Annotated in this window: 26 protein-coding genes and 1 pseudogene; 23 read left to right on the top strand and 4 right to left on the bottom strand. The window is 61.0% G+C overall.

What is annotated here, in order from left to right; all coding sequences use genetic code 11:
• Positions 1 to 13: 13 nt before the first annotated feature.
• Complete coding sequence (locus QEO92_RS26620) at positions 14 to 175, top strand: hypothetical protein (RefSeq protein WP_200884025.1); 162 nt, start codon at positions 14 to 16, stop codon at positions 173 to 175.
• Positions 176 to 178: 3 nt separating this feature from the next.
• Here QEO92_RS26620 and QEO92_RS26615 read toward each other — a convergent pair whose 3' ends face one another.
• Positions 179 to 985, bottom strand: a complete 807-nt coding sequence (locus QEO92_RS26615) for an undecaprenyl-diphosphate phosphatase (RefSeq protein ID WP_227705028.1) — start codon at positions 983 to 985, stop codon at positions 179 to 181.
• A 156-nt stretch (positions 986 to 1,141) separates the two neighbouring features.
• On the opposite strand from QEO92_RS26615, the gene QEO92_RS26610 reads away from it, so the two are divergent.
• From QEO92_RS26610 to chrA, 15 genes are all read left to right on the top strand, one after another.
• A complete protein-coding gene (locus tag QEO92_RS26610) occupies positions 1,142 to 1,834 on the top strand; it encodes a glutathione S-transferase family protein (RefSeq protein ID WP_037160063.1) in 693 nt (230 codons plus the stop codon).
• Complete coding sequence (queG, locus tag QEO92_RS26605; protein WP_407722014.1) at positions 1,815 to 2,987, top strand: tRNA epoxyqueuosine(34) reductase QueG; 1,173 nt, start codon at positions 1,815 to 1,817, stop codon at positions 2,985 to 2,987. Before QEO92_RS26610 ends, queG begins: the two co-directional genes overlap by 20 nt.
• Complete coding sequence (locus QEO92_RS26600; RefSeq protein WP_227705027.1) at positions 2,987 to 3,859, top strand: SDR family oxidoreductase; 873 nt, start codon at positions 2,987 to 2,989, stop codon at positions 3,857 to 3,859. Before queG ends, QEO92_RS26600 begins: the two co-directional genes overlap by 1 nt.
• 379 nt (positions 3,860 to 4,238) lie before the next feature.
• Positions 4,239 to 4,649, top strand: coding sequence for a septal ring lytic transglycosylase RlpA family protein (locus QEO92_RS26595; protein ID WP_052183180.1), 411 nt, complete (start codon positions 4,239 to 4,241; stop codon positions 4,647 to 4,649).
• 81 nt (positions 4,650 to 4,730) lie between these two features.
• Positions 4,731 to 6,020, top strand: coding sequence for an RsmB/NOP family class I SAM-dependent RNA methyltransferase (locus QEO92_RS26590; RefSeq protein WP_227705026.1), 1,290 nt, complete (start codon positions 4,731 to 4,733; stop codon positions 6,018 to 6,020).
• Positions 6,021 to 6,151: 131 nt separating this feature from the next.
• Positions 6,152 to 7,426: an imelysin family protein gene (locus QEO92_RS26585; RefSeq protein WP_227705025.1), complete on the top strand. Its 1,275-nt coding sequence runs from the start codon at positions 6,152 to 6,154 to the stop codon at positions 7,424 to 7,426.
• A gap of 50 nt (positions 7,427 to 7,476) precedes the next feature.
• The gene (locus QEO92_RS26580) at positions 7,477 to 9,015 is read left to right on the top strand and encodes a di-heme oxidoreductase family protein (protein ID WP_227705024.1); all 1,539 of its coding nucleotides are present in this window, start codon (positions 7,477 to 7,479) and stop codon (positions 9,013 to 9,015) included.
• Positions 9,015 to 10,118 (top strand): imelysin family protein, encoded by a 1,104-nt coding sequence (locus QEO92_RS26575; RefSeq protein ID WP_227705023.1) that lies wholly within the window; start codon positions 9,015 to 9,017, stop codon positions 10,116 to 10,118. Before QEO92_RS26580 ends, QEO92_RS26575 begins: the two co-directional genes overlap by 1 nt.
• Positions 10,119 to 10,122: 4 nt before the next feature.
• Positions 10,123 to 11,208 (top strand): DUF1513 domain-containing protein, encoded by a 1,086-nt coding sequence (locus QEO92_RS26570; RefSeq protein ID WP_227705022.1) that lies wholly within the window; start codon positions 10,123 to 10,125, stop codon positions 11,206 to 11,208.
• 37 nt (positions 11,209 to 11,245) lie between these two features.
• Entirely contained in the window at positions 11,246 to 11,704 is a 459-nt protein-coding gene (locus tag QEO92_RS26565) for a TspO/MBR family protein (RefSeq protein ID WP_227705021.1), read from the top strand.
• Between the two features lie 73 nt (positions 11,705 to 11,777).
• On the top strand, positions 11,778 to 12,227 hold the full coding sequence (locus QEO92_RS26560) for a PaaI family thioesterase (RefSeq protein ID WP_037159409.1): 450 nt from the start codon (positions 11,778 to 11,780) through the stop codon (positions 12,225 to 12,227).
• Positions 12,224 to 12,877 carry a 5'-methylthioadenosine/S-adenosylhomocysteine nucleosidase gene (locus QEO92_RS26555; protein ID WP_227705020.1) on the top strand — a complete coding sequence of 218 codons (654 nt, stop codon included), beginning with the start codon at positions 12,224 to 12,226 and terminating at the stop codon, positions 12,875 to 12,877. The genes QEO92_RS26560 and QEO92_RS26555 overlap by 4 nt, the downstream gene beginning before the upstream one ends.
• Positions 12,878 to 12,917: 40 nt before the next feature.
• The gene (gene guaA, locus QEO92_RS26550; RefSeq protein WP_227705019.1) at positions 12,918 to 14,507 is read left to right on the top strand and encodes a glutamine-hydrolyzing GMP synthase; all 1,590 of its coding nucleotides are present in this window, start codon (positions 12,918 to 12,920) and stop codon (positions 14,505 to 14,507) included.
• 492 nt (positions 14,508 to 14,999) lie between these two features.
• Positions 15,000 to 15,818 carry a chromate resistance protein ChrB domain-containing protein gene (locus QEO92_RS26545; RefSeq protein ID WP_227705018.1) on the top strand — a complete coding sequence of 273 codons (819 nt, stop codon included), beginning with the start codon at positions 15,000 to 15,002 and terminating at the stop codon, positions 15,816 to 15,818.
• A 66-nt stretch (positions 15,819 to 15,884) separates the two neighbouring features.
• Positions 15,885 to 17,225, top strand: coding sequence for a chromate efflux transporter (gene chrA, locus QEO92_RS26540; protein WP_227705017.1), 1,341 nt, complete (start codon positions 15,885 to 15,887; stop codon positions 17,223 to 17,225).
• Positions 17,226 to 17,287: 62 nt separating this feature from the next.
• Here the strand turns inward: chrA and QEO92_RS26535 are convergent, their stop codons facing one another.
• Genes QEO92_RS26535 through QEO92_RS26525 form a run of 3 tightly spaced genes read right to left on the bottom strand, consistent with a single transcriptional unit; the run spans position 17,288 to position 19,116 of the window.
• Complete coding sequence (locus QEO92_RS26535; protein ID WP_227705016.1) at positions 17,288 to 17,938, bottom strand: transmembrane anchor protein; 651 nt, start codon at positions 17,936 to 17,938, stop codon at positions 17,288 to 17,290.
• 5 nt (positions 17,939 to 17,943) lie between these two features.
• Entirely contained in the window at positions 17,944 to 18,678 is a 735-nt protein-coding gene (locus tag QEO92_RS26530) for a HupE/UreJ family protein (protein ID WP_407722008.1), read from the bottom strand.
• 48 nt (positions 18,679 to 18,726) lie between these two features.
• On the bottom strand, positions 18,727 to 19,116 hold the full coding sequence (locus QEO92_RS26525) for a hypothetical protein (protein WP_227705015.1): 390 nt from the start codon (positions 19,114 to 19,116) through the stop codon (positions 18,727 to 18,729).
• 75 nt (positions 19,117 to 19,191) lie between these two features.
• On the opposite strand from QEO92_RS26525, the gene QEO92_RS26520 reads away from it, so the two are divergent.
• The 7 genes and pseudogenes from QEO92_RS26520 to istA all read left to right on the top strand — a co-directional run bounded on the left by QEO92_RS26520 (position 19,192) and on the right by istA (position 26,033).
• Positions 19,192 to 19,467, top strand: a complete 276-nt coding sequence (locus QEO92_RS26520) for a metal-sensing transcriptional repressor (protein WP_227705014.1) — start codon at positions 19,192 to 19,194, stop codon at positions 19,465 to 19,467.
• Positions 19,468 to 19,478: 11 nt separating this feature from the next.
• Positions 19,479 to 20,714, top strand: a complete 1,236-nt coding sequence (locus QEO92_RS26515) for a nickel/cobalt efflux transporter (protein ID WP_227705013.1) — start codon at positions 19,479 to 19,481, stop codon at positions 20,712 to 20,714.
• Positions 20,714 to 22,033, top strand: a complete 1,320-nt coding sequence (locus QEO92_RS26510; protein WP_227705012.1) for an MFS transporter — start codon at positions 20,714 to 20,716, stop codon at positions 22,031 to 22,033. The genes QEO92_RS26515 and QEO92_RS26510 overlap by 1 nt, the downstream gene beginning before the upstream one ends.
• Complete coding sequence (locus QEO92_RS26505; RefSeq protein WP_227705011.1) at positions 22,023 to 22,463, top strand: YqaA family protein; 441 nt, start codon at positions 22,023 to 22,025, stop codon at positions 22,461 to 22,463. The genes QEO92_RS26510 and QEO92_RS26505 overlap by 11 nt, the downstream gene beginning before the upstream one ends.
• 2 nt (positions 22,464 to 22,465) lie before the next feature.
• Positions 22,466 to 23,185 (top strand): urease accessory protein UreH domain-containing protein, encoded by a 720-nt coding sequence (locus QEO92_RS26500; RefSeq protein WP_227705010.1) that lies wholly within the window; start codon positions 22,466 to 22,468, stop codon positions 23,183 to 23,185.
• Positions 23,186 to 23,472: 287 nt separating this feature from the next.
• A pseudogene (locus tag QEO92_RS26495) lies at positions 23,473 to 24,300 on the top strand (hemolysin family protein); the annotation flags it as partial.
• Positions 24,301 to 24,479: 179 nt separating this feature from the next.
• Positions 24,480 to 26,033, top strand: a complete 1,554-nt coding sequence (gene istA / locus QEO92_RS26490; protein ID WP_227704227.1) for an IS21 family transposase — start codon at positions 24,480 to 24,482, stop codon at positions 26,031 to 26,033.
• Positions 26,034 to 26,049 lie beyond the last annotated feature (16 nt).

Here is a 26,049-nt window from a genome sequence, read left to right as displayed (position 1 = left end):
GAAGGATACTTGAATGAGGGATCGCCTCTTGCAACTCATTGCATTTTTGATTCTCGCCGGCTTTGTCGGCGTTCTTTTCTGGCGCGTGCCTCGCGTCGATCTGGGCTTTCTTTTCTTCATCACCCTTGCGGCGGCCGGCTACGATTTCTTCCTTTATAACCGGCGCCGCCGTTAGGCCTTAACCAAGCATGACGAGAGCCAGAAGACCGGTAGCGCCGATGATGATCCGCCAGTAGGCGAAGAACGCATAACCGCGGCTCGAGACGAAATCGAGCAGCGAGCGCACCACGAAAATCGCAGTGACGAACGCCGCGACGAAGCCGATCGCAATGACGGCGCCGTCATCGAAGCTCAGGATGTCGCGATTCTTGTATAGGTCGAGCACGAAGGCCCCGAGCATGGTCGGCATGGCGAGAAAGAAGGAGAATTCCGCAGCCGAGCGTTTATCGGCCCCCATCAGCAATGCGCCGACGATCGTCGCTCCCGAGCGAGACGTGCCGGGAACCATCGCGAGGCATTGAAAGAAGCCGATCTTGAGTGCGAGTGGCCAGGGGTAGTCCATTATGTCGTGATATTTCGGCTGGAACTTCATCCTGTCGACGGCAAGAAGCACAAAGCCGCCGAGAATCAGCACAATACAGATCAGCATCGGCGTCTCGAACAGCACGGTCTTGATGAAGTCATGTGCGAGCGCCCCGATGACCGCCGCGGGCAGAAAAGCGATCAACACCGTCACGACGAAATGCCTGGCCTTGCGGCTCGTCGGAATATCCATCGCGATTTCCAGCAGCTTGCCGGCGTAGACGAGCAGAATCGCCAGGATTGCGCCGAGCTGAATCAGCACTGCGAAGGTGTTCCCAGGCGATTGAAATCCAAGAAAGTGGCCGGCGAGCAGAACATGAGCGGTTGATGAAACGGGAAGAAACTCCGTAAGCCCCTCGATCAAGCCAAGAACGAGGGCGCTGATAATGGACTGATCCGCCATTCTTAATCCTTTATTGAGCAGATGAGGGCAGTTTGAGGTACTCTATGAGCCGTTGCTTGTGTTGGCCCTACCAAATCCATATAGCTGCCATATGTCAGGCGGGCGCGCGAAGCGACCATAACCTCCCTATACACTATTCGTGAAGTTCAAGTATCCATGCCCACCCTCTATCATCACCCCATGTCTACGGCCTCCCGCTTCGTTCGGCTGATCCTTGCCGAATACGGTTTCCAGGCGGATCTGGTCGAAGAGCAGCCCTGGGAAAAGCGCCGTGAATTCCTGACACTCAATCCGGCGGGCACGCTTCCCGTCTATGTGGACGACAGCATGCGGGTACTTTGTGGCCCTTCCGTGCTCATGGAATTTCTCGATGAGACGCATGGCGTCCTGAAGCGCGACCGGCGACTGCTTGCCGAAGATCCGTGGCAGCGCGCCGAAATCCGCCGCCTTACCGAATGGTTCCTGCAGAAGATGGAACAGGACGTGACGAGGCCGCTGAGCCGCGAACGCATCTACAAGCTGCAGATGAGCGCGGCCCACGGCGGCGGTGCGCCGGATTCGAAGGTGTTGCGTACATCCCGCGCCAATATCCGCCAGCACATGAAATATCTCTCCTGGCTTGCCGGTTCGCGCCCCTGGCTTGCGGGGGACCGCCTGAGCTATGCGGATCTCGCGGCCGCTGCCTGCATTTCCGTGCTAGACTATCTTGGTGAAATTGACTGGTCGGATACGCCGGTCGCCAAGGAATGGTATCAGCGGCTGAAATCGCGCCCTTCTTTCCGGCCGCTGCTCGCCGAGCGCATCCGCGGACTGACCCCGGTATCCCATTATGCGGACCTTGATTTCTGACGATAACCGAGAGGCTGAAAAAGCGCTGCGACGGCGGGAGAAGCTGACCGCCTTCCTTCACGCGGAGGCGAAAAGCCAGGGCTTCGATCTCTGCCGTGTCACGGGACCCGACAGCATTCCGCGGGCGCCGGAGCGGCTTGAGGTTTTCCTTGCCGAAGGCCACCATGGCACGATGGACTGGATGGCCGAGACCAGGCTGCGCCGCGCCGATCCGAAAGTGCTGTGGTCGGAGGTCCGGTCCATCATCATGTTCGGGCTGAATTACGGCCCGGATGAAGATCCGCGCGGAATTCTCGACAGACCGGACAAGGCGGCGATCTCGGTCTATGCCCGCAACCGCGACTATCACGACCTCATCAAGGGCCGGCTGAAGGAGATTGCCACCCGTTTCGCCGCCCGCGCCGGGGAAGACGTGAAGGTGTTCGTCGACACGGCGCCCGTCATGGAAAAACCGCTGGCGGAGGCGGCCGGTCTCGGCTGGCAGGGCAAGCATACCAATCTCGTCAGCCGAACCCATGGTTCCTGGCTTTTCCTCGGCAGCCTATTCACCACCGCTGAACTCATCATGGACGAGCCGGAGACGGATCATTGCGGCTCCTGCCGCGCCTGTCTCGATGCCTGCCCGACGGCGGCTTTCCCGGCACCCTACCGGCTCGATGCGCGCCGCTGCATCTCCTATCTCACGATCGAGCACAAGGGGCCGATCGCCCCGGAATTCCGGCCGCTGATCGGCAATCGCGTCTATGGCTGCGATGACTGTCTTGCCGCCTGCCCATGGAACAAGTTCGCGGCAAGCGCCTCCGAGATGAAGCTGAAGGCCCGCGAGGACTTGAAGGAGCCCTCCATCGCCTTCCTGCTGACGCTGGACGACGCCACGTTCCGCACCTTTTTTAGCGGTTCGCCGGTGAAACGCATCGGTCGCGACCGCTTCATCCGCAACGTGCTGATCGCCGCCGGCAATTCCGGCGACGCCAGCCTCATCGCCCGATGTCGCGAACTTTCGGGCGACCCCTCGCCCGTGGTGCGCGGCATGGCTATATGGGCCCTGAGACGGCTGATGCCGGATGGGGATTTTGCACGGTTTGCGCAAACGCGCCGAATCGAGGAAGACCCGGACGTGTTGGAAGAGTGGCGATTGGCGGGAGCAGGCTGATGCAGGTGATGATCTTCGGATGCGGTTATTCCGGCCAGGCGATCGCCGAGGAATTCAAAAGAGATGGCGCCAAGGTCTCCGGCACCGCCAGGACCGCCGAGAAAGTGGCAGAGCTCTCCTCCAAGGATATCCGGGCCTTCATCTTCGACGGCGGCCCGTTCGGCGATGAACTGCTGGCCGAACTGAAGCAAGTCACGCATCTCGTGCAATCCGTCCCGCCGGGCTCTGAGGGCGACCCGCTGCTGAAGCTCATGAAGGGCAGGCTCGCCGAACTCTGCCCCAGGCTCGCATGGATCGGCTATCTCTCCACTGTCGGCGTCTATGGCGATCACGGCGGTGACTGGGTGACGGAAGAGACTCCCGGCAGCCCGATCCTGGGTCGTTCGATCGAACGGGTCGATACCGAGGAGGCCTGGACTGCCGAGGGAGAGGCCGCCGGCGTGCCGGTCGCTATCCTGCGCCTTTCCGGCATCTATGGCCCCGGTCGTAACGCCTTCGCCAACCTCGAACGCGGTACGGCGCGGCGCATCGTCAAAAAGGATCAGGTCTTCAATCGCATCCGCGTCGAGGATATCGGTGGCGCCGCGCTCTTTCTCGCAAAGCGCAAGATGGACGGCATATATAATGTCACCGATGACGAGCCCGGCCCGGCCCAGGATGTCATCGTCGAAGCTGCCCGGCTGATGGGTGTAGAACCGCCCGCGGAACAGGATTTCGAAACCGCCGAAATGACGCCCATGGCACGCTCGTTCTACGGCGCCAACAAGCGCGTCTCGAATGCCAAGATCCGTGCCGCGGGCTTTGAATTCCGCTTTCCCAATTACCGCGTGTCGCTGGCCGAAATGTGGTCCACCGGACGTTGGAGAGGATAATTTTCCCATCTTAAAACGGTTGAAATTTCCATCCTTACCGGAAAAGCTGGTTATTCTTTTTTAAGATATGTGGCGCAAGGCCATAAAATTTGCCTGAATGAGGCAAGGAATCGCGTGTTACGATAAATTTTTTCTGCGATTTTCGTGATCAAGTCAGCAGCATGATTCTTCCGGGAATGCCATTCCGTTTTCCCCCTGTTTTTAAATGTTTTCTTCCATAAAAGCTTAGCTGGCTTCTTAAAAAGATCGACTGCAATATAATCACGAATGTTACATCCTGTAATATTCCGTGATCCAAAAGCCCACTTTTCCGCCATTTTTCGCCCCGCTTAGCCATTTTGCACGCAACGTGCAGGGACAAACGACGGGGACGACGAACTTGAAGAAAATTCGACGCTCGATTTGCGCCGCGGCTGCCACTGCTGCTTTTGCACTCCTTGGCTCCGCAGAGGCTAACGCTGCGCCCGGATGTGGTCACGCATCCTGGTACGCTCTGACTTCCAAGACGGCATCCGGTGAACGGATGAATCCTTCGAAATTGACCGCAGCCCACCGCTCGCTGCCTTTCGGCACCAAGGTGAAGGTCACCAACAAACGCAACGGCAAGAGCGTTATCGTCCGCATCAACGACCGCGGACCTTTCATTCGCGGCCGCGTGATCGATGTCTCCAAAGCCGCCGCGCAGAACATCGGCATGGTCCGCTCCGGCACGGCGCAGGTCTGTTACCAGATTATCACCGCCGATAACCAAAAGATCCCGGGCAAGGGTCTCAAGGACATCGACGGTTAAGGTATTAACCTGGCTCTTGCCCTTCCGGCCAATCGCGGTTACGAGCCCTATCATGCGGGTCTAACCGGAACGGAGAACGAGATGCGATTGGGCGGGCGAGTGGCCGGGGCCATAGAGGTGCTGGCCGACATTGAGACGCGAAAGCGCCCTGTCGCCGATGCTCTCAAGGACTGGGGCCTTGCGCACCGTTTCGCCGGATCCGGCGATCGTGCCGCAATCGGCAATATCGTCTATGACGCGCTCCGCATGCGGCTTTCGCATGCCTGGCTCATGGGGGACGAGAGTCCGACCGCGCTCGCTTACGCAGTCCTCATCCGACAATGGGGCCTCACGCTCGAGGCACTCCAGGCCGAGTTCGCCGATGACCGCTTTGCGCCGCCGGCCCTGACCGAGGCGAACCTTTCGGCCCTTGCCTCCCGTAATCTCGATGATGCGCCGCTGCATGTGCAGGGCGACATCCCGGACTGGATCCAGCCGTCCTTCGAAGCCAATTTCGGCGAAGACTGGCTTGTCGAAGCCAAGGCGCTGGCCGGCCGGCCGACCCTCGATCTTCGCGCCAACACCTTGAAGGCGTCCCGGGAGAAGGTCGTCAAGGCGCTGGAACGCTCAGGCGCGAAACCGTCGCGCATCGCCCGCAACGGCATCCGCATCGCCGCCGGCGAAGGAGCGGTCCGCCTGCCGAACGTGACCGCCGAGCTTTCGTTCCAGAAGGGCTGGTTCGAAGTGCAGGACGAGGGATCGCAGATCGTCGCCGACCTCGTACAGGCCGGCGAGCATGATCAGGTGCTCGACTATTGCGCGGGCGGCGGCGGAAAGACGCTTGCCATGGCGGCTGCCATGCACAACAAGGGCCAGATTCACGCCTACGACACCGACCGAAAGCGGCTGGCCCCGATCATCGAACGGCTGCGCCGCGCCGGCACCCGCAATGTGCAGGTTCATGATGATGCTCGCCAGCTTGATCCGCTGAAGGGCAAGCTGGACGCCGTGCTGGTTGACGCGCCCTGCACCGGCACCGGCACTTGGCGCCGCCGGCCGGACACGAAATGGCGGCTGACGCCCAAAAACCTTGATGAGCGCATCGCCCAGCAACAGGAGGCACTTTCGGAAGCCGCAACCTTTGTGAAGCCCGGCGGAGCACTTCTTTACGTCACCTGTTCCATCCTGCCGGAGGAGAACGACACGCAGGTCTCGCGCTTCTGCGCCGAAAATCCGGATTTTTCGATCGTGCCGGCTGCTCAGCAATGGAGCCAGTTCTTCGGACAAGACGCCCCGCCGCCGCGCTTCAAGGATGCACTTACCGTCACCTTGACCCCCGCAAGTACCGATACGGACGGGTTCTTTTTCTGCCGGATGCAACGCAAGGTTTGATCGGGATTTGATCAAAGTCAAAGCCGGGTTCGACTTTCAAACCATTCTAAACTAGATTGTTTGACACCAGTTTCCATTTGCGCGATGTAGCCCATAACGGCTAGGAGATCTGAGCCGTGAAGGAGAGGGACATGATCCGCAAGACCGTTTTCGGCGCCGCGCTGGCGCTTCTCACCACCTCTGCGGCGTTCACCGTTACGCCTGCCCAGGCGGCCGATTCCACATCCGTTGTAAAACACTATGCCGAACTCGCACACGCGAAATACGAAGACTCGCTGAGAACTGCACAGGCCCTCGACAAGGCGATCGATGCGCTGATCGCCAAACCGAGCCAGGAGACCCTCAAGGCCGCCAAGGATGCGTGGATCGCTGCCCGCATTCCCTACCAGCAGACGGAAGTCTATCGTTTCGGCAATCCAATCGTCGATGAGTGGGAAGGCAAGGTGAATGCCTGGCCGCTGGATGAAGGTCTGATCGACTACGTCGACGCCTCCTACGGCACTGAGAGCGATGAAAACGAACTCTACACCGCCAATGTGATCGCCAATCCGAAGATCAAGATCAACGGCGAAGAGTTCGACGCCACCAACATCACGCCCGAGACGATCCAGGGCCTGCACGAGGCCGGCGAGATCGAGGCGAATGTCGCGACCGGCTACCACGCCATCGAGTTCCTCCTCTGGGGCCAGGACCTCAACGGCACCGGGGCAGGCGCCGGCGAGCGTCCCTATACCGATTACGACAAGGCCAACTGCACCCACGGCAATTGCGACCGTCGCGCTGCCTATCTCAAGGCTGCATCGACACTGCTCGTCTCCGACCTCGGCGACATGGTGAAAGCCTGGGGTCCGGACGGCGAGGCCACCAAGCATGTCGAGGCAGATCCCAAGGCTGGACTTACCGCAATCCTGACCGGCATGGGTTCGCTCTCCTATGGCGAACTCGCCGGCGAGCGTATGAAGCTCGGCCTGCTTCTCCACGATCCGGAAGAAGAGCATGACTGCTTCTCGGACAATACCTATGCCTCGCATCTGAACGATGCGATCGGCATCAAGTCGGCCTATACCGGCGAATATGTCCGTGTCGACGGCACCAAGATGAATGGTCCTTCGCTCTCCGAACTGGTTGCTGCCAAGGACAAGGCGCTTGACACGGAAATGAAGGGCAAGCTCGATGCGACGCTTGCCGCCATGAACGCCATGGCCGACCGTGCCAAGAAGATCGAGGCCTATGACCAGATGATCGGCGAGGGCAATTCGCAGGGCAATGCGGTCGTCCAGAAAGCGATCGACGGCCTGATCGACCAGACCAAGACGATCGAGCGCGTCGTCGCCGCACTCGACCTCGGCACGGTCGAGCTCGAAGGTTCCGACAGCCTCGACAATCCTGACGCCGTCTTCAAATAAGAGTTGAAAAGGCGGGCCGCCTCCGGTTTCGGTGCGCGGCCCGGTGATCCATGAGAGCGTCCAGGTCCCTCATCTTCCTGCTGCCGGTTATTTCGGGCGCGCTCGTTCTCACTCCGTTGATCGCGACCGGCGGCGACGCCCGCTTCCCGACCACGCGAACAGATCTCAACCCCAAGGACCGGAGGCGCGTCGAGGCCGTCACCAAGTTCACGACGGATTTCACCAAACCCGAACAGTTCGAGCCGATGGCAGGCGGGGCGGCGACCAGTCGCGCCATCGTCAATGGCGACGCTTTCTCGCATTTTTCCGCAAACCTCAGCTTCGAGGAAGAGCAGACCTTCAAACTCGGCAATGCGCTTTTCAAGAAGCTCTGGGTTCCGCCCCCCTCTTCCACCCAGGCCTCCGACGGGCTCGGACCGCTCTTCAACGCCCGTGCATGCCAGAGTTGCCACCTGAAGGATGGTCGCGGTCATCCGCCGGAAGGTTCCGCCGATGCGACCTCGATGTTTCTCAGGCTAGCGCGCCCGGCCCGCACCGAGGACGAGCGCAAGGCGGTCGCCGACCACCGGAAGCTCAATTTTCCCGATTCCGTGTATGGCGAGCAGTTGCAGAATCTTGCCGTGCAAGGCCTGAAGATCGAGGGGAAGATGCAGGTCTCCTATCAGGAGATTCCTGTGACGCTTGCCGGTGGCGAGATCGCGCACCTGCGCAAGCCGACCTATTCCGCCACCGATCTCGGCTACGGGCCGCTGGAAAGCGACGTGACGCGGTCGCCACGCGTCGCTCCGCCGATGATCGGCCTCGGCCTCATCCAGGCGATCCACGAAGCCGACATCCTCGCCAAGGCCGATCCGGCGGACCAGGACGGCGACGGCATTTCCGGCAAGCCGGCGCTCACGCGTGATCACAGGACCGGCGATCTGAAGCTCGGCCGCTTCGGCTTCAAGGCCCAGAACGCGACGATCCGCGACCAGAGTTCATCCGCCTTCGTGGGCGACCTCGGCATTTCCACGCCCGACCATCCGTCCGACTATGGCGACTGCACCAAAGCGGAGGTCGAATGCCTTGCCCATCCGACCGGCGTACAGCCGCGGCTCGGCGCGTTCGAAGCGCCGGATCCGGTCCTGCCGCTTGTCACCTTCTACTCGGAAAACCTCGCCGTGCCGGCCCGCCGTGATGTCGGTGACAAAACGGTGCTGAAGGGCAAGGAGCTCTTCTACCGGTCCGGCTGCACCGCCTGCCATACGCCGAAATTCGTCACCCGCCGCGATGCCGGCAACAAGGCGCATGCCTTCCAGCTCATCTGGCCCTATTCGGATTTCCTGCTGCATGATATGGGCGAAGGCCTTGCCGACGGCCAGCAGGTGGGGGTCGCGGACGGCCGGGAATGGCGCACGCAGCCGCTCTGGGGCATCGGGCTCACCGAAACCGTCAACGGCCATACCTTCTTCCTGCATGACGGGCGGGCACGCAACCTCACCGAGGCCATTCTCTGGCATGGCGGCGAAGCTCAGATGGCGCGCGACGCCTTCGCCGCTCTTCCCAAGGACGAACGTGCCGCCCTGATCACATTCCTGGAGTCACTCTGATGCGCACAATTCTCGCTGCCGGCCTCATCCTGCTCCTGCCGATCTCGACATTCGCCCAGGAGGCTGACACCGCACCCGCCGTCACCCTTCCCGAAGCGGACGTCACCAGGGTGATGACCGCTGCGGTCGACCAGTTCATCCGGCCGGGTTATGACGCCTTCCAGGCATCGGCGGAAAAGATGACTGCCAGCATGAAGACGCTTTGCGATGCGCCTTCGACGGAAAATTACGATGCCGCCAAGGCCACCTTTCGCGATGCGGCCGTGAGTTGGGCGCATATCGAAGTGGTGCGCGTCGGACCGGTGATCGAACAATACCGCTTCGAACGAATCCTCTTTTATCCCGACCGCAAGAGTACCGGCCTGAAGCAGGTTCAGGGCATTCTGGCGAAATCGGACGAAACGGCGACCGATCCGACGACGCTCGCCACCAAGAGCGTGGCGACACAGGGCTTCGGGGCGCTGGAATATCTTCTCTTCGGCACCGGGTCCGAAGCGCTCTCGACCGGCCAAGACGGTTTTCGCTGCCGATACGGGGCGGCCATCGCCGGCAATATCACCAATGTCGCCAAGGAATTGTCCGATATATGGGACGCGCCGGACGGCATACAGAAGACCTGGGAGCAGCCGGGACCGGACAATCCGGTTTTCCGCACCGGCGGCGAGGCGATCACCGCGTTGCTCGGTATCCTCGTACATGGGGCCGAAGCCGTGCGGGACCAGCGGATCGAGACCTTCTACAAGGGCGCCGACAAGGCGAAATTCCCGAAACAGGCGTTGTTCTGGCGTTCGGAAAGCACCTGGCCGATGATCCAGGGCAATCTGGAAGGCCTTTCGGCGCTGCTCGATAAATCAGGCATGGCGGATCTCCTGCAGGAGAAAGACCGCCCGGTGGTCGCCGCCACCCAGGCGCAACTGAAATCGATGACCGAACTGGCCGGAACCATTACCGCCGACCTCGAAAAAGCGGTCGAGGATCCTGCCGAGCGCAAGAAGCTCGATGCGTTGCTCGCAGATGGCAAGAATGTCATCTCCAAGCTGAACGATGGATATGGCGGGGCAATCGGCCTGAGTTCCGGCTTCTCTTTCTCGGACGGGGATTGATCACATGGCCTGGCGTGGCGAAGCCATCGACCGGCGCGGCTTCCTGAAGGCGGCGGGGATCGCCTTCACCGCCGCGCTTTCGCCGCGCGCGCTGATGGCGCTCGAACGGGCCGATGCGGTCTATGCCTCGGGCTTTCGTGCGCCGGACGGCTCGTTCGGCATTGCTACCGTGTCCGAACGGGGCGAGATCATCGATCGCGTCGCACTACCCGCTCGCGCCCATGGGATGGCCTTCAGCGGCGCCACCGGCCACGTCGTCGCCTTCGCCCGCCGTCCCGGCACATTCGCGATGGTCTTCGATCCCGCCGGCCGGACCGAGCCGATCATCGTCACTTCGCCGGAAGGCCGGCATTTCTACGGCCATGGGCATTTTTCACCGGATGGCCGATTGCTCTACGCCAGCGAGAACGATTTCGACGGCAATCGCGGCATGATCGGCATCTACGACGCCCGCGACGAGTTTCGCCGCATCGGCGAGTTCGACGCCCACGGCATCGGCACGCATGACATGACCGTCTCCGACGATGGCAAACTCCTCGTCATCGCCAACGGCGGCATCGAAACGCATCCGGATTTCGGCCGCACCAAGCTCAATCTCGACCGCATGGAACCGTCGCTGGTGCTCATCGATGCGAAGACCGGCGCGTTGATCCAACGACACGGCCTGCCGGCCTCGCTTCGCCAGCTCTCGACCCGGCATCTCGACATTGATGGCAAAGGGCGCATCTGGTTCGCCTGCCAGTGGGAAGGCGCGCGCAACGCGCTGCCGCCGCTCGCCGGGTGGTTTTCAAAGGGCGAGGATATCGCCCTTCTCTCCCTACCGGAGGAAACCACGGCCCGGCTTGGCAATTATGTCGGGGCGATCGCCGTCAACCGCCGCGAGGGATTGGTAGGCCTCACCTCGCCCATCGGCGGGGCGGCCGTGACGCTCGATGCAAAAACCGGCGTCGTACTGAAGGAAGAGGCTGTCCGCAATGCCGCCGGCGTTGCGCCCGCTGCTCGTGGCATGGCCGTTTCCTCCTATGACGGGCAATTCAACGAGACACGCAGCCAGGTCGCGTGGGATCAGCATATCACTCTGCTAAAATAGCCTTTACTCAAGTTAAGCCAGCCCTAAGTCACAGGGCATGCGTAAAATTGCCAGTGCGTTTTTCTTCGTCGTCGCATGCCTTGCCATAGGTGCATTCAGCCGCATCGCGAATACGCCGGGTGATTGGTACCGGTCTTTGGACAAGCCGTTCTTTCACCCGCCGGACTGGCTCTTTGCCCCTGTCTGGGCCGGACTTTACATCCTGATCGGCCTTGCGTTTGCCGAAACATGGCTCGACCGCAGCAGGCCCCGCATGCGCCGCCTGATCGTCTTCGCGATCCAGGGCATCCTCAACATTCTCTGGTTGCCGGCCTTTTTCGGCATGCACAGCCCTGACCTCGGCCTCATCGTTATCGTGTCAATGCTCGCCTTCATCCTGCTGTTCATTGTGATAAGCTGGCGGCCGAACCGCACGGCCGCCCTACTGTTCATCCCCTATGCACTCTGGGTCGCCTTCGTCGCACTGCTCAATCTTTCAATCGTTGTTCTAAACTAATCCAAAAGTCAGCCCTCTCCGCTTGCCGAACACGTTTCCCCGTGCCAATTTCGCAGTTGCGAAAGGGAGAAACATGAGCGGGAGAGACACGGGAGATTTCCGCGAGCGGGTGCGCCACAGCTTTGGGCGGCAAGGCGCGATGGCCATGCTCGGAGCTGAACTGACGCGCGTCGAACCGGCCATGGTGGAAATAGAACTGCCCTTCGATGCCAAGCTCACGCAGCAACACGGCTTCCTGCATGCCGGCGTTATTTCCGCCGCGCTCGATTCCGCCTGCGGTTATGCCGCCTATACCGTCATCGAGCCGGAAGCCTCCATTCTGACGATCGAATTCAAGGTGAACCTGATGTCGCCCGGGCGCGGCGAGCGCTTCCTCTTCCGCGGCGAAATCACCAAGCCGGGCTCCACGATCATCGTCGCAGACGGCCGCGCCTATGCGATCGGCGACGGGCCGGCCAAGCTCATCGCGTCCATGACCGGCACGATGATGGTGATCCGTGGCCGAGAGGACGTGATGGGATGACGCCTTCGCTTCTCCTGGGTGAGCCGGCGCTTGCCGGCGGCAAATCCATTCTCTTCGTCATGGCCGTGGACGCAGAATACGGCCCGGCGCTCAAATCCCGCATCAAGCCGTTGATGACCGGAGTCGGCCCTGTCGAGGCAGCAACGGTGCTCTCCCATGCGCTGACCAGGTTCGAAACTGCCGACAAACTTCCCGATCTCGTCGTCTCACTCGGCTCGGCGGGCTCCCGAAGCCTCGAACAGACGGAAATCTACCAGGTCGCCTCCGTCGCCTATCGCGACATGGACGCCTCGCCGCTCGGTTTCGAAAAGGGCCGCACGCCCTTCCTGGACCATCCGGCGGTCATACCGCTTCCCTTGCGCATCCCCGGCATTCCGGAAGCCTCGCTGTCCACCGGCGGCAACATCATCTCCGGTGCGATCTACGATCTGATCGAGGCGGATATGGTCGACATGGAGACTTTTGCCGTCATGCGGTGCTGCCAACTCTTCTCTATTCCGCTGATCGGGCTGCGCGGCATTTCCGACGGCAGGCAAGAGCTGAAGCACGTCAGCAACTGGACCGAATATCTGCATGTCATCGACGAGAAGCTCGCAGATGCGATCGATCGCCTCGTGAGGGCTTTGGAAAGCGGCGAATTGGTACTCTGATCCGGTTGCACAAAACGCAACTTTTCTTTAAAGGCTCGGCATGACCCAGATAACGACCTTGGCAGCTCATCCCGACAGCATTCTCATCATCGATTTCGGCAGCCAGGTGACGCAGCTGATCGCGCGTCGCATCCGCGAATCCGGCGTCTACTGCGAAATCCACCCCTTCCAGAACGCGGAAGCCGCGTTCAAGAAACTCCAGCCCAAGGGCGTCATCTTCTCCGGCGGCCCGGCCTCGGTCACCACCGAAGGCAGCCCGCGCGCTCCGCAGGTCGTGTTCGAGCACAATGTGCCGATCCTCGGTATCTGCTACGGCCAGCAGACAATGGCGACCCAGCTCGGCGGCGTGGTCGAGGGCGGCCATGCAGCGGAGTTCGGCCGGGCCGATGTCGAGATCAGGAAGGCGAGCCCGTTGTTCGACGGTTTCTGGGAAGTGGGCGGGCATTATCCCGTGTGGATGAGCCATGGCGACCGCGTCACTCAGTTGCCCGAGGGCTTCGAGGTCATCGCGACCTCCGAGAACGCGCCCTTCGCGATCGCCGCCGACGAAGGCCGCCATTATTATTCGACCATGTTCCACCCGGAAGTGGTTCACACGCCGGATGGAGCCAAGCTGCTCTCCAACTTCGTGCACAAGATCGTCGGGCTGAAATCGGACTGGACGATGTCGGCCTACCGCGCCGAGATGATCCGCAAGATCCGCGAGCAGGTCGGCACCGAACGGGTGATCTGCGGCCTTTCCGGCGGCGTCGATTCCTCCGTCGCGGCGGTCCTCATCCACGAGGCGGTCGGCGACCAGCTCACCTGCATCTTCGTCGATCACGGCCTGATGCGGATGAACGAGGCGGACGAAGTGGTCAAGATGTTCCGCGACAACTACAACATCCCGCTCGTACATGTGGATGCGTCCGACCTCTTCCTTACCGAGCTTGCCGGCGTCTCCGATCCGGAAGTGAAACGCAAGACGATCGGCCGGCTGTTCATCGAAGTCTTCGAGGCGGAGGCGAAGAAGATCGCCGAGGACGGCAAGGGCGCGCCCGCCTTCCTCGCCCAGGGCACGCTCTATCCGGACGTGATCGAAAGCGTCTCCTTCTCCGGCGGCCCGTCGGTGACGATCAAGAGCCACCACAATGTCGGCGGCCTGCCCGAGCGGATGAACATGAAGCTCGTCGAGCCGCTGCGCGAGCTCTTCAAGGACGAGGTGCGCGCGCTCGGCCGCGAACTCGGCCTGCCGGACTCGTTCATCGGCCGTCATCCCTTCCCCGGTCCGGGTCTTGCGATCCGCTGCCCGGGCGGCGTGACCCGCGAAAAGCTCGACATCCTGCGCAAGGCGGATGCGATCTATCTCGATGAAATCCGCAAGGCCGGCCTCTACGACACGATCTGGCAGGCGTTTGCCGTGCTGCTTCCCGTACAGACGGTCGGCGTGATGGGCGACTACCGCACCTACGACTTCGTCTGTGCATTGCGCGCGGTCACCTCGGTCGATGGCATGACGGCGGATTTCTACCCCTACGACATGAATTTCCTCGGTCGAACGGCCACCCGCATCATCAACGAAGTGCGCGGCATCAACCGCGTCGTTTATGACGTGACATCCAAGCCGCCCGGCACGATCGAGTGGGAGTGACGGATACAAACAGCGGCAATAGCGTAGTTTCGGCGGTAGATTTCGCCGTAGCTTAGTTGCCCCTCTCGCTTGTCTTTCACTGCCATTGACCAGCCTACTCCATATCAGTTCCGTGGGATCGATCTGCGTCCCCTCCCGGGATGATGTAAAGACACTTCGGCGGGCGGGAGCATTCTGGCATAGAATAGCGTGCACAACGGCGGGTCTGCTTTGCGCCGTCATTTCCGCCGGCCAACTGCAGAGTTCCCCAAAACTGGTCATTGAAGCGACTACTTGGTATGCTGGCTCGCTGAGCCGCATAAGCAATTATTTCTCGCGCACCGAAGCCTGATCATTGGCCTGCAAATCATCATTTGCAACTGGACACGTGACTGCCTGCGATTTGACAGCCGAGACATCTGCTGTAAATGATGCCGCATGGGGTCGCGATCACCCCACGAGGCGTCACGCTAGAGAATCGCGTCCATCAACCCGGCAAACGGAGGACGCGCCATGCCGTCATTTCTCGAGATTTCCCCCGAAAAACTGAACCGCCTTATCGGCACGCCCGGTGTCCCGGTGCTGATCGACGTGCGCACCGAAGAAGACTTCCATGCAGATCCGAGACTGATCCCCGGCTCGCTGCGCCGCCCTTACGACCAGGTCGCAACCTGGGCAGGGCAGTTCAGCGGGCAGACGGTTGTCACCATCTGCCAGAAAGGCAAGAAACTCAGCCATGGCGTGGTGGCCTATCTGCGCACGCAGGGCACGTCCGCCGAAGTCCTCGAGAACGGCATTGAGGCATGGGTATCCGCAGGTCTCCCTTTGGTCCCAGCCAGTCAATTGCCCGAGCGCGACGCACAGGGTCGAACGGTCTGGGTGACGCGCTCCCGTCCCAAGATCGATCGCATTGCCTGCCCTTGGCTGATCCGTCGCTTCATCGATCCGGAGGCGCTCTTCCTATTCGTCGCGCCAGGCGAAGTGGCCGCCGTGGCAGATCGGTTTGGCGCAACGCCATTCGATGTCGACGATGTCTTCTGGAGCCACCGGGGCGAGCTATGCACCTTCGATGTGATGATCGAGGAGTTCGGACTTTCGACGCCACCGCTCCTGCGCCTGGCGACGATCGTGCGTGGCGCCGATACAGCCCGGCCGGATCTCGCACCTGAGGTGGCAGGCCTGCTCGCCGCATCGCTCGGACTGTCGCGCATGTTCAACGACGACCTTCGACAGCTTGAGGCCGGAATGACGCTCTACGATGCGTTTTACCGCTGGTGCCGCGATGCGACCTCAGAAACCCATGACTGGCCCGCTGGAAAGAAGGGTGACTGAGGTGTCCGACACACGGTGGTATCGACAGAACCGCAACGCGGGTCGGCAGAGCATGGCATTTCATTTATGGAAGCCTTCAAGGTCTGGCTGCGGGTGGCGGCCCTCAGCTTCGGTGGTCCAGCCGGCCAGATCGCGGTGATGCACCGGATCGTCGTGGACGAGAAGAAGTGGGTCGGCGAAGGCCGTTTCCTGCACGCGCTCAACTACTGCATGCTGCTTCCCGGCCCTGAAGCACAGCAGCTCGCCGTCTATCTCGGCTGGCTGCTGCATCGCACCGCCGGCGGTCTTGTGGCCGGCATCCTTTTCATCCTGCCCGGCTTCATGTCGATCCTTGCGCTCAGCTACATCTATGTGCTCTACGGCGATGTCACCGCTGTCGCTGGCCTGTTCTTCGGGTTGAAGGCAGCGGTGCTGGCGATTGTTCTCCAGGCCGTCATTCGCATCGGAAGTCGTGCCTTGAAAGGGCCGGCGATGGTCGTGATCGCCGCGGCTGCCTTCATCGCCATCTTTGCGTTTCGGATACCCTTTCCCCTCATCATCCTGGTAGCGGGCTTTGTCGGCTATGTCGGAGCAAGAGCCGGTTCGCTGCTGTTTGCGGCTTCCGCCGGCCACAAGTCTGCGGGTGGCAAGATTCTGTTGGATGCAGATTCTGCTCTTGGTGAAGGCATGCCAGCGCATGCAAGACCAAATCTTCAATGGTCCCTTCGGGTATCCGTCGTCCTTCTGCTTCTGTGGCTTGCGCCTGTAGCGCTGCTCTACGTCACGCTCGGCCCGGACAACGTCTTCACCCAGATCGGTGTCTTCTTCAGCAAGATGGCCGTGGTCACCTTCGGCGGCGCCTATGCGGTGCTGGCCTATGTGGCGCAGGAGGCGGTGCTGAACTATCAATGGCTGCGTCCCGGCGAAATGCTCGACGGTCTTGGCATGGCCGAAACGACACCTGGACCACTGATCATGGTGCTGCAATTCGTCGGCTTCATGGGGGCCTACCGCGATGCTGGTGGTCTTGGACCTCTTCAGGCAGCGACCATCGGCGCCGTTCTCGCCACATGGGTGACCTTCGTACCCTGCTTCCTCTGGATCTTTCTCGGTGCGCCTTTCATCGAGCGGCTGCGCGGCAACGCGGCAATCTCCGGCGGCATGGCGGCGATCACGGCGGCCGTGGTCGGGGTGATCCTGAACCTTGCCATCTGGTTCGGGCTGCACGTTCTATACTCCAAGGTGAACGTCATTCGCGCCGGGCCGCTATCGATCGAACTGCCTGTCTTGTCTTCGATCGACTGGGCATCTCTCACGCTGACACTGTTGGCGGTCTTTGCGATCTTCCGGCTGAAGATGTCGGTGATGAAGGTGCTTTTGAGCTCTGCTGTGCTTGGCATGGCCTGGACGCTGGTCGGATTTCGCTGACGGATCGCGTCATCAAGCTCCAATGAAAGAAGGCCGGCGGAGAGATCCGCCGGCCTCTGCAGTTACATCATGCGCTTGATGTCGGAATAGGCGCCGTTGGTCTTCAACGTGATCGTCACGGCACCACCCGTCCGGTTGCGCCAGAACCATCCGTGCTTCCCGTCGAAGGCCGCTTCCATCTCGCCAGAGTCCGTGGGCTCGGCACGACCCTTCTTGTAGCTCGTGGTTTGGCCACTGTTTCCATCGGCGTGCATGTCGTAGTTGACGCCGCCACCCTCGGTCGTCCACTCATATGTGGCCTTTGCACCCTTTGACATCGTCAGCTTGATTTCGGTTGCCTCTCCGGGCTGAAGCGTCACCGACATCTCATCTGCCCGCGTGGCATCCTGGGCATAGGCTGCCGAAATACCGAACTCGCGGATGATCCGGTCAAGGACGCTCGACCCCTGCTGTGGCGTGGGCTGCACGGGGACTGGCTGGGTGACGCCGTTCTGCCGGTCGAGTTCGGCCTCTTCGGCGAGTTGCGTCTTGATCTCACCCATTTCGGTCAGGCCGAGGGCGGAGCCGACACCGGTCGGATCGATTCCGTATTCGGACGGCATCACGACGGTGACGAGAAGGGCTGCCGCCGCGACGACTGAGATCACGGTCGATTTGACCAGCTGCCTGGAGGACGGCAGGTCGTCAGGATTGGGAGCTTGGGAATTGAACATATGATTTATCCTTGTTGGGTCAGGAGACGAAGTAGCCGGTGATCTGATAGCCAGCCGGCGGTCATCATCAGCACATTGGCGGTGTAGGCATGGCGCAGGAAACCGGAGGTCTTGCGCCAGTAGCTCATGGCAATCAGGATGATGGCGAGCGCGATGATCTGGCCGATCTCGACGCCAATATTGAAGGCGAGCAGGTTGGGGATGAGGCCATCGGCCGCAATCTCATACTCGAGGATCTTGGTCGCGAGACCGAGGCCATGGAAAAAGCCGAAGATCAGCGTGGCGATCTTGGTGTTCGGCTGGAAACCCAGCCATCGCTGGAAGGCGCCGAGATTATCCAGCGCCTTGTAGACGACCGAAAGCCCGATGATGGCATCGATCAGATAGGCGCTGACATTCCAGCCGAAATAGACACCGAGCAACATCGTCGCCGAATGGCCGACGGCAAAGAGGCTTACATAAATGGCGATGTGCTTCAGCCTGTAGAGGAAGAAGATCACGCCGAACAGGAACAGCAGATGGTCGTAACCGGTGACCATGTGTTTTGCGCCCAGATAGACGAATGGGATCAGGTGAACGCCTGTGATCTCCTGGATGTAGCCCTTGTCGCCTTCAGCGACGGCGTGGGCTGCGGCCGTGCTGACAAGCAACAGCAGCGACAGGGCGGCAAGCGCCAGTGTGGTGGCAATGTGCCGGGTGAAATGCCCGTGCCACACGCCTCCGGGAAGAGGTGTATTCATGAATGATATCCGTAAACGAGGTGAGCCTGCCGCAGAACGCGGCGTGGATCAGACGTGGTTCACGGAACGCGGAGGCCGGTCTATGCCGTACGGGGGGCTGCCGTAGAACTTATCCTCGACAAGGGTATAGTTCGTCTGGAAGGTATTGCGCAGAACGTCACCTGCGACAGTGACCAATCCCGCCTTTTCGTGGGTGTGGTCGGCATGGTGATGATCGGGCGCGTCCGAACTGTCGACAGCAAATTCCAAATCGTCATCGTGCGAATGATCGCCGTGATCGTGGGAATGCCCGTCATCGGTAACGGCCAATGCCGGGGAATGCAGGCTGAGGGCGTGGGTTCCCGCTGGCACGAAGGCGAAGACGAGCATGGCGATGCTGGCCAGCACGGCCGTGAACCCGGTTCCGAATCTTCGTCTCTTTCGAAGCAGAATGTACAAGGAGATATCCGCCATTCATTACCAAAACAAGAATCCACATTGAAACATCCTCTCCAGGGGGATAGGATTTTCGTCATGATAGAACATCGACACGAATCCCATCCCGACATCGTCAAGCGGCTGAAACGCGCCGAAGGACACCTGAAAAGCGTGATCGCCATGATCGAGGCCGGCAGGCCATGCCTCGACATCGCCCAGCAGCTTCATGCGGTGGAGAAGGCGGTGGAAAACGCCAAGCGCACGCTGATCCAGGATCATCTCGACCACTGCCTTGACGAGACGGTCGGCGCGCTGGATCGCCAGCAGCGCAAATCCATCGACGAGTTTAAGGCGATCACCAAGTATCTCTAAAGGAGGGCAACATGCCCGGTTTCGCCGAATTGCTCAGCCAAGGATCCGCGCATGCCTGGCTCTTCATCCCGAGTGCCATTCTGCTGGGTGCGCTCCACGGGCTGGAGCCGGGCCATTCCAAGACGATGATGGCCGCCTTTATCGTCGCTATACGTGGCACGATTGCCCAGGCGGTCTTGCTCGGCATCGCCGCAACGGTCTCGCACACGGCCGTCGTCTGGGGCATTGCCTTTGCCGGCATGTATCTGTGGCGCGGCATCGATGCCGAAACCGTTGAACCCTATTTCCAACTCGCCTCGGCGGCGATCATCATCGCGATCGCGCTCTGGATGTTGTGGCGGACGTGGCAGGACCAGCGGATGGCGAAAGCCGCCGCCGGGCATTCGCATGGTGCGCATCACGGTTCGCATTCGCACGGTGGCCCTGGTCATCCTCACCAACACGCGCAGAAACAGGGCGGGCACGCCCATGGTGACCTGCGCCGGATCGATACCGGCCATGGCCTCGTCTCGCTGGAAGTCTTTGAGGACGGCGTGCCGCCGGTTTGGCGGCTCAGGACCGAACGGGGCCACGCCTGGAAGGCCTCGGATGTGACGGTCTCCACGGAACGGCCGGACGGTTCGGTTCAGTCCTTCGTCTTTGCGGATCGTGGAAACTATCTCGAGTCCACCAGCGAAATACCGGAGCCGCATGAATTCATGGCCCGCCTTAGCCTCGGGCATGGCGGGCATACCCACGACTACGACCTCTCATTTGTTGAAGGCGAAGGTCACGACCACGTTCATGAGGAGCTTCGCGGGCTGGAGATGGCAACTGACGGGTACCAGGATGCGCACGAACTGGCCCATGCCAACGACATCCGCCACCGCTTTGCCGACCGCCCGGTGACGACCTGGCAGATCGTGCTGTTCGGTCTGACCGGCGGGCTCATCCCCTGCCCGGCGGCCATCACGGTTCTGCTGCTCTGCCTGCAGCTCAAGGAACTCACGCTGGGCTTCGTGCTCGTGCTCTGCTTTTCGATCGGGCTCGCCATCACGCTGGTGACGGTCGGGGCAATCGCGGCACTCAGCGTGCACCACGCAACAAAGCGCTGGTCCTGGTTCAGCACGGTTGCGCGAAGGGCGCCTTATGTGTCGAGCCTGCTGATCATCGCGGTCGGCATCTACATCGGCATCCACGGTTGGCAGGGGCTGAGCGCTCAGGCGAAGGCGTCTGTCGCCGCCGACCAGGTCATGGAGAGCGTTTGATGCTGGGCATCCTAAAAAACACCGTCTACCGCAGTCTCTTTCTCGCCCAGGTGATCGCGCTGGTTGGAACTGGGCTTGCGACCGTGGCGCTCGGATTGCTGGCCTATGACCTGGCCGGAGACCGGGCGGGCGCGGTGCTCGGAACCGCACTTGCCATCAAGATGATCGCCTATGTCACGGTCGCACCGGTTGCTGGCGCTTTCGCAGAAGTTCTGCCGCGCCGCGCCATGCTGGTCAGCCTCGATCTGGTCAGGGCTGCCGTGGCGCTGTGTCTGCCCTTCGTCACCGAGATCTGGCAGGTCTATGTGCTGATCTTCGTGCTCCAGTCGGCATCTGCAGCCTTCACCCCGGCATTCCAGGCAACCATTCCTGACGTTTTGCCTGATGAGAGGGACTACACCCGTGCTCTATCGCTTTCGAGGCTTGCCTACGATCTCGAAAGCCTCGTCAGCCCGATGCTGGCGGCTGCGCTGCTGACGGTGATTTCCTTCCATTCGCTCTTTGCAGGAACTGTCTTCGGCTTCGTGGTCTCCGCAGCAATGGTGGTTTCCGTGACGCTGCCGAACCATCCGACCAAGGAGCGCAGAAGCATCTATGCGCGGACGACCCGCGGCCTTCGCCTTTATCTGGCGACACCCCGACTGCGCGGCCTACTTGCCCTTTGCCTGACAGTTTCGGCTGCTGGAGCCATGGTCATCGTCAATACCGTCGTCTTCGTCCAGGCGGAGTTCGGGCTCACCCAGACCGACACAGCCCTGGCCCTTGCCGCTTTCGGATGCGGCTCCATGCTCGCCGCCCTTTCCTTGCCCAAGCTTCTTGACCGGATCGCCGATCGGCCGGTGATGCTGTCCGGAGCGGTGATCCTCATGATCGGTTTGGTTCTGACTGCCTTCGTCAGCGACTACACTGTGCTTCTGGCGATCTGGCTGGTGATGGGGCTCGGCTACTCCATCGTGCAGACACCATCAGGCCGATTGTTACGCCGGTCTGCCCATGCTGAGGATCGTCCGGCCTTGTTCGCCGCCCATTTCGCCTTGTCGCATGCCACCTGGTTACTGACCTATCCACTGTCAGGATGGCTCGGCGCGACGATCGGCCTGTCGTTCGCTGCGATCCTCCTGGCCCTCGTGGCCGGTCTTGGCTTTATCGTCGCGATCTGGACATGGCGGGCCTCTGACGAGGTGGAGGTCGAACACAGTCATGATGACCTGGCAGAGAACGACCCCCATCTGTTGGAGGGACATCACCGCCATGGGCATCGACACAGCCACGCCTTCATGATCGATCGCCTGCATCCGGAATGGCCGCGTGAGCACTGACCTCGCAACCTGTTTCGGTCTGTTCAGCGCCGCATTCCTGGCGGCGACCATTCTGCCGGCACAGTCAGAGGCGGTACTTGCGATGATGATCCTCGCCGATCGCTATCCTCTTGCGACCCTGATTGGTGTCGCGGGCTTCGGCAATGTGCTCGGCTCCGTGGTCAACTGGATGCTCGGGCGGGGGATCGAACACTATCGCGACCGTCGATGGTTCCCTGTCTCACCGGAAAAGCTCGACAAGGCTGAGGGCTGGTACCGCCGCTATGGAAAATGGTCCCTGCTGGCAAGCTGGGTCCCGATCATCGGCGATCCGATCACCGTCATCGCGGGTGTATTGCGGGTTCCGTTCCTGATATTCCTCACGCTTGTCACCATCGCCAAGGTCGGCCGCTATCTGGTGCTGGCCTGGGTGACGCTTAAGGTAGCCTGACCATGCTGACCTGGATCATGGAGTATCAGAAAGAGACCTATCTCGCATTCGGCGAGCACATAAGCACATTCGCAAACGGCGGCGGTTCGGCCGCGCTGCTTGCGTTCCTGCCCATGGGTCTGCTGCTGGGTGCGGTCCATGCGCTGATGCCAGGCCACAGCAAGTTGTTGATGGCGACCTATGTTGTGGGCTCAAAGGGAGGTATGCGGAGCGCGCTGCTCACCGCCCTTGTTCTGGCCGCGACGCACACTACCGTCTCGGTCCTGATCGTCCTTCTGTCCCTGCCGCTGATCGATTACATGTTCGGCGGTTCCGGGCCAGGATCATCGCCAGTTCTGGAACACTTGAGCCGGGGCGCCATCGGTCTGATCGGTCTCTGGATGATCTGGAGAGGTCTGCGTTCCACCAGCCACAACCATGCGCATCGCGAGGGCGCAGGCTTTGGCTTCGCGGCCGGCCTTATTCCCTGTCCGCTAACGCTGTTCGTCATGACCTATGCAACCGCGCGCGCGGTGCCTGCAGCAGGACTGTTGTTTGCCGTCCTCATGTTGGGCGGCGTTGCGCTGACGCTGTCTGGCGTCGCGCTTCTGGCTGTTTCCTTCCGGAAGGCTTTCGAAAAGGTGTTCCTCAGAAACGAGCGGCTGTTTAGTGCCGCGTCACGGGGATTGGAGCTCACCGCGGGCCTCTGCATGGTCGCAGTCGCTGCGTTTACCTTTGTCTGACACGATTCTTCGCGACCCGAAAAGGCGAACCCATCCACCGAATGCAATCCTGCCGCAGCATCGATTTGCAGGATGCGGTGTTCTTGACCTATGTAAACGCTGTCGACGTTTTCGTTTCAGAAGCATTCTTCTGCAGATCTGAAAACGGGGGGATCGGCCGGCTCATCGGCATCCCGGATATGCCAGCATTTTTGCATGGCAGCATCTCGACCTAAATCAATGGACCCCGCGTGTTAACCGAAATTTCCATCGTCATCTTTCTGACCATCGTCAACGGCGTTCTCGCCATGTCGGAGCTCGCCGTCGTCTCCTCCCGCCCGGTTCGACTGAAACTCCTCGCCGAGCAGGGCAACAAGGGCGCGGCCATTGCTATTCGCCTTGCTGATGATCCGGGTCGTTTCCTGTCCACCGTGCAGATCGGCATCACCCTGGTCGGCGTTCTGTCGGGCGCCTTTTCTGGCGCAACGCTCGGCGCACGGCTTGCCGGATGGCTCCAGGCGCAGGGCCTGTCCGAAGCCATGGCCGATGGATTTGGTGTCGGTTCCGTGGTCGTCGCCATCACCTATCTCTCCCTGATCGTGGGCGAACTCGTGCCGAAGCAGATTGCCCTGCGTGCGCCCGAGGCCGTTGCCTCGAAGGTGGCACCTGCCATGGCGCTTCTGTCGAAGGTCGCAATGCCTCTGGTCTGGTTGCTGAACGCATCCGGCAAGGCCGTCCTCGCCCTGCTCGGCCAGAAGGGTGAGACGGACGAGAGGATGAGCGACGAAGAAATCCGCACGGTGCTCGCCGAGGCCCATAGCGCAGGCGTCATCGAGACCGGCGAGTCGGAAATGATTACCGGCGTCATGCGGCTGGCGGATCGCACTGCGCGTGGACTGATGACCCCCCGCCGCGATGTGGAAGTCATCGACATAGAAGATGACCTTGCTGAAATCCGGGAGCAATTGCGCGGTTCTCAACGGTCGCGCCTGCCGGTGCGAAACGGATCCTCGGACGAAATTCTCGGGGTTCTGTTCGTCAAGGATGCCCTTGATGCCTTCCTGCAAGGTACCAATCTCGACGTGCGCAGCCTCATGAGGGAGGCTCCGGTGGTCTCGGTGCGGGTTTCGGTAATTCGCGGACAGGGATTCCATTAAATCCCGGACAGCAATTTCACTAAATCCGGGACAGCATTTCCGCTAATTCGCGGACAGCGATTCCGGTAAATCCCGGACAGTCTTTCGGGATAAAGAGATCGACTTTCGCACGCGCCGTTTTGCCATTCTGGACCTCGATTTGAACGAGGGGCTGATGAATGGCGAGACGGAAGCAGGCGAGACTTACTGACGTGAAGGACATTCGATCGATATTGCGACTGACGTACGAACAGGGGCTTTCGGTTCGTGCGATATCGGAACGGCTGAAGATCAGCAAAACGACCATTTCGACCTACCTGCTGCGGGCGCGTGAGGCCGGGCTGACAGGCTGGCCGTTGCCGCCTGGGCTGGACGATGATGGCATTCTGCAGCGCCGCCTGTTCCATCGTCGCGGCCGTCCGCCCCAGGACATGCACGAACCCGACTGGGGCAAGATCGCCAGTGAATTGAAGCGGAAGGGCGTGACACTGACGCTGTTGTGGCAGGAATATCGCGAACGGCACCCCAACGGTTACGGATACACGTGGTTCTGCGAGCGGTTCGCCGCTTTCGAACAGCGCGCCAACGCCACCTTCCGCAATCGCCACACAGCCGGCGCGGCGATGCAGACCGACTACGCCGGCCAAACCGTCCCGGTGATCGATCCGGTGACGGGCGAAATCCGGCTGGCGCAGATCTTCGTCGCGGTTCTGCCAGCCTCCTTGTACACCTTCGCCTATGCAAGCTTCACTCAACGGTTGCCGGACTGGATCGAGGGTCAGCAGCGGGCGCTGGGTTTCTTCGGTGGTGTGACGAAAGCCATCGTCTGCGACAACCTCAAGGCCGGCGTTGCCAAGCCCTTGTGGTTCGAGCCGACCATCAACGCCACTTTTGCGGCATTCGCCGAGCATTACGACACGACGATCCTGCCGACCCGTCCGAAACGGCCGAAGGACAAGGCTAAGGTCGAAGGCAGCGTTCTCATCGTCGAGCGCTGGATCCTGGCGCGGCTGAGAAACGACCGTTTCTTCAGCCTTGTCGATCTCAACGTGCGGATCAGCCAGCTTCTCGACGATCTCAATAGCCGGCCGATGCGCCGGGTTGGCAAATCCCGGCGGCAGCTCTTCGAGGAGATCGAGCAAGACGCGCTTGCGCCCTTGCCGGCAACGCCATTCGAATACTCCGAATGGAAGTCGGCAAAGGTTCATCCCGACTACCATGTCGAGGTCGACAAGGCCTTCTATTCCGTGCCGCACCGCCTGATCGGCCGCAAGGTCAATGTCCGGCTTACAAGCCGGATCGTCGAGATCTTCCATGATCACCAACGCGTCGCCAGCCACCGCCGGACGTCGCAGCGGGGCGGTCATGTCACCGTCAACGAGCACATGCCGAAGACACATCAGCATTATGCCAACACGACACCTGCGAGCCTCATCAAGCAAGCTGCAAAGATTGGCCGCAACGCTGCAATCCTGATCGAGCGGCTGATGCGCGATAGACCTCATCCTCAGCAAGGATACCGCGCCGCTCAAGGCGTTCTATCGCTTGCGCGCCGGTACGGCCCCGAGCGTCTGGAAGCGGCGTGCGATCGGGCACTGACGATCAATGCGCTCAGCTATTCCTCCGTCAGCACCATCCTCAAATCCGGTCTCGATCAGACCCCGCCTGGTGTTGAGCCGGTCAAGCCCACCCCGGTGCATGGCAACATCCGCGGCAGCTCCTATTACCAGTGAAGAAAGGAAGATACTC

The sequence above is a fragment of the Neorhizobium petrolearium genome (assembly GCF_029854435.1).
GTDB lineage: Bacteria > Pseudomonadota > Alphaproteobacteria > Rhizobiales > Rhizobiaceae > Neorhizobium > Neorhizobium petrolearium.
This window is presented reverse-complemented; position numbering and strand designations above follow the sequence as displayed.

Coding starts and splice junctions, on each gene's coding strand:
- QEO92_RS26620 (WP_200884025.1), top strand. CDS start 14: ATGAGGGATCGCCTCTTGCAACTCATTGCATTTTTGATTCTCGCCGGC.
- QEO92_RS26560 (WP_037159409.1), top strand. CDS start 11,778: ATGAGCGGGAGAGACACGGGAGATTTCCGCGAGCGGGTGCGCCACAGC.
- QEO92_RS26520 (WP_227705014.1), top strand. CDS start 19,192: ATGATAGAACATCGACACGAATCCCATCCCGACATCGTCAAGCGGCTG.
- chrA (WP_227705017.1), top strand. CDS start 15,885: ATGGAAGCCTTCAAGGTCTGGCTGCGGGTGGCGGCCCTCAGCTTCGGT.
- QEO92_RS26510 (WP_227705012.1), top strand. CDS start 20,714: ATGCTGGGCATCCTAAAAAACACCGTCTACCGCAGTCTCTTTCTCGCC.
- guaA (WP_227705019.1), top strand. CDS start 12,918: ATGACCCAGATAACGACCTTGGCAGCTCATCCCGACAGCATTCTCATC.
- QEO92_RS26610 (WP_037160063.1), top strand. CDS start 1,142: ATGCCCACCCTCTATCATCACCCCATGTCTACGGCCTCCCGCTTCGTT.
- QEO92_RS26515 (WP_227705013.1), top strand. CDS start 19,479: ATGCCCGGTTTCGCCGAATTGCTCAGCCAAGGATCCGCGCATGCCTGG.
- QEO92_RS26500 (WP_227705010.1), top strand. CDS start 22,466: ATGCTGACCTGGATCATGGAGTATCAGAAAGAGACCTATCTCGCATTC.
- istA (WP_227704227.1), top strand. CDS start 24,480: ATGGCGAGACGGAAGCAGGCGAGACTTACTGACGTGAAGGACATTCGA.
- QEO92_RS26590 (WP_227705026.1), top strand. CDS start 4,731: ATGCGATTGGGCGGGCGAGTGGCCGGGGCCATAGAGGTGCTGGCCGAC.
- QEO92_RS26545 (WP_227705018.1), top strand. CDS start 15,000: ATGCCGTCATTTCTCGAGATTTCCCCCGAAAAACTGAACCGCCTTATC.
- QEO92_RS26535 (WP_227705016.1), bottom strand. CDS start 17,938: ATGTTCAATTCCCAAGCTCCCAATCCTGACGACCTGCCGTCCTCCAGG.
- QEO92_RS26570 (WP_227705022.1), top strand. CDS start 10,123: ATGGCCTGGCGTGGCGAAGCCATCGACCGGCGCGGCTTCCTGAAGGCG.
- QEO92_RS26600 (WP_227705027.1), top strand. CDS start 2,987: ATGCAGGTGATGATCTTCGGATGCGGTTATTCCGGCCAGGCGATCGCC.
- QEO92_RS26530 (WP_407722008.1), bottom strand. CDS start 18,678: ATGAATACACCTCTTCCCGGAGGCGTGTGGCACGGGCATTTCACCCGG.
- QEO92_RS26575 (WP_227705023.1), top strand. CDS start 9,015: ATGCGCACAATTCTCGCTGCCGGCCTCATCCTGCTCCTGCCGATCTCG.
- QEO92_RS26615 (WP_227705028.1), bottom strand. CDS start 985: ATGGCGGATCAGTCCATTATCAGCGCCCTCGTTCTTGGCTTGATCGAG.
- QEO92_RS26580 (WP_227705024.1), top strand. CDS start 7,477: ATGAGAGCGTCCAGGTCCCTCATCTTCCTGCTGCCGGTTATTTCGGGC.
- QEO92_RS26555 (WP_227705020.1), top strand. CDS start 12,224: ATGACGCCTTCGCTTCTCCTGGGTGAGCCGGCGCTTGCCGGCGGCAAA.
- QEO92_RS26565 (WP_227705021.1), top strand. CDS start 11,246: ATGCGTAAAATTGCCAGTGCGTTTTTCTTCGTCGTCGCATGCCTTGCC.
- queG (WP_407722014.1), top strand. CDS start 1,815: ATGCGGACCTTGATTTCTGACGATAACCGAGAGGCTGAAAAAGCGCTG.
- QEO92_RS26585 (WP_227705025.1), top strand. CDS start 6,152: ATGATCCGCAAGACCGTTTTCGGCGCCGCGCTGGCGCTTCTCACCACC.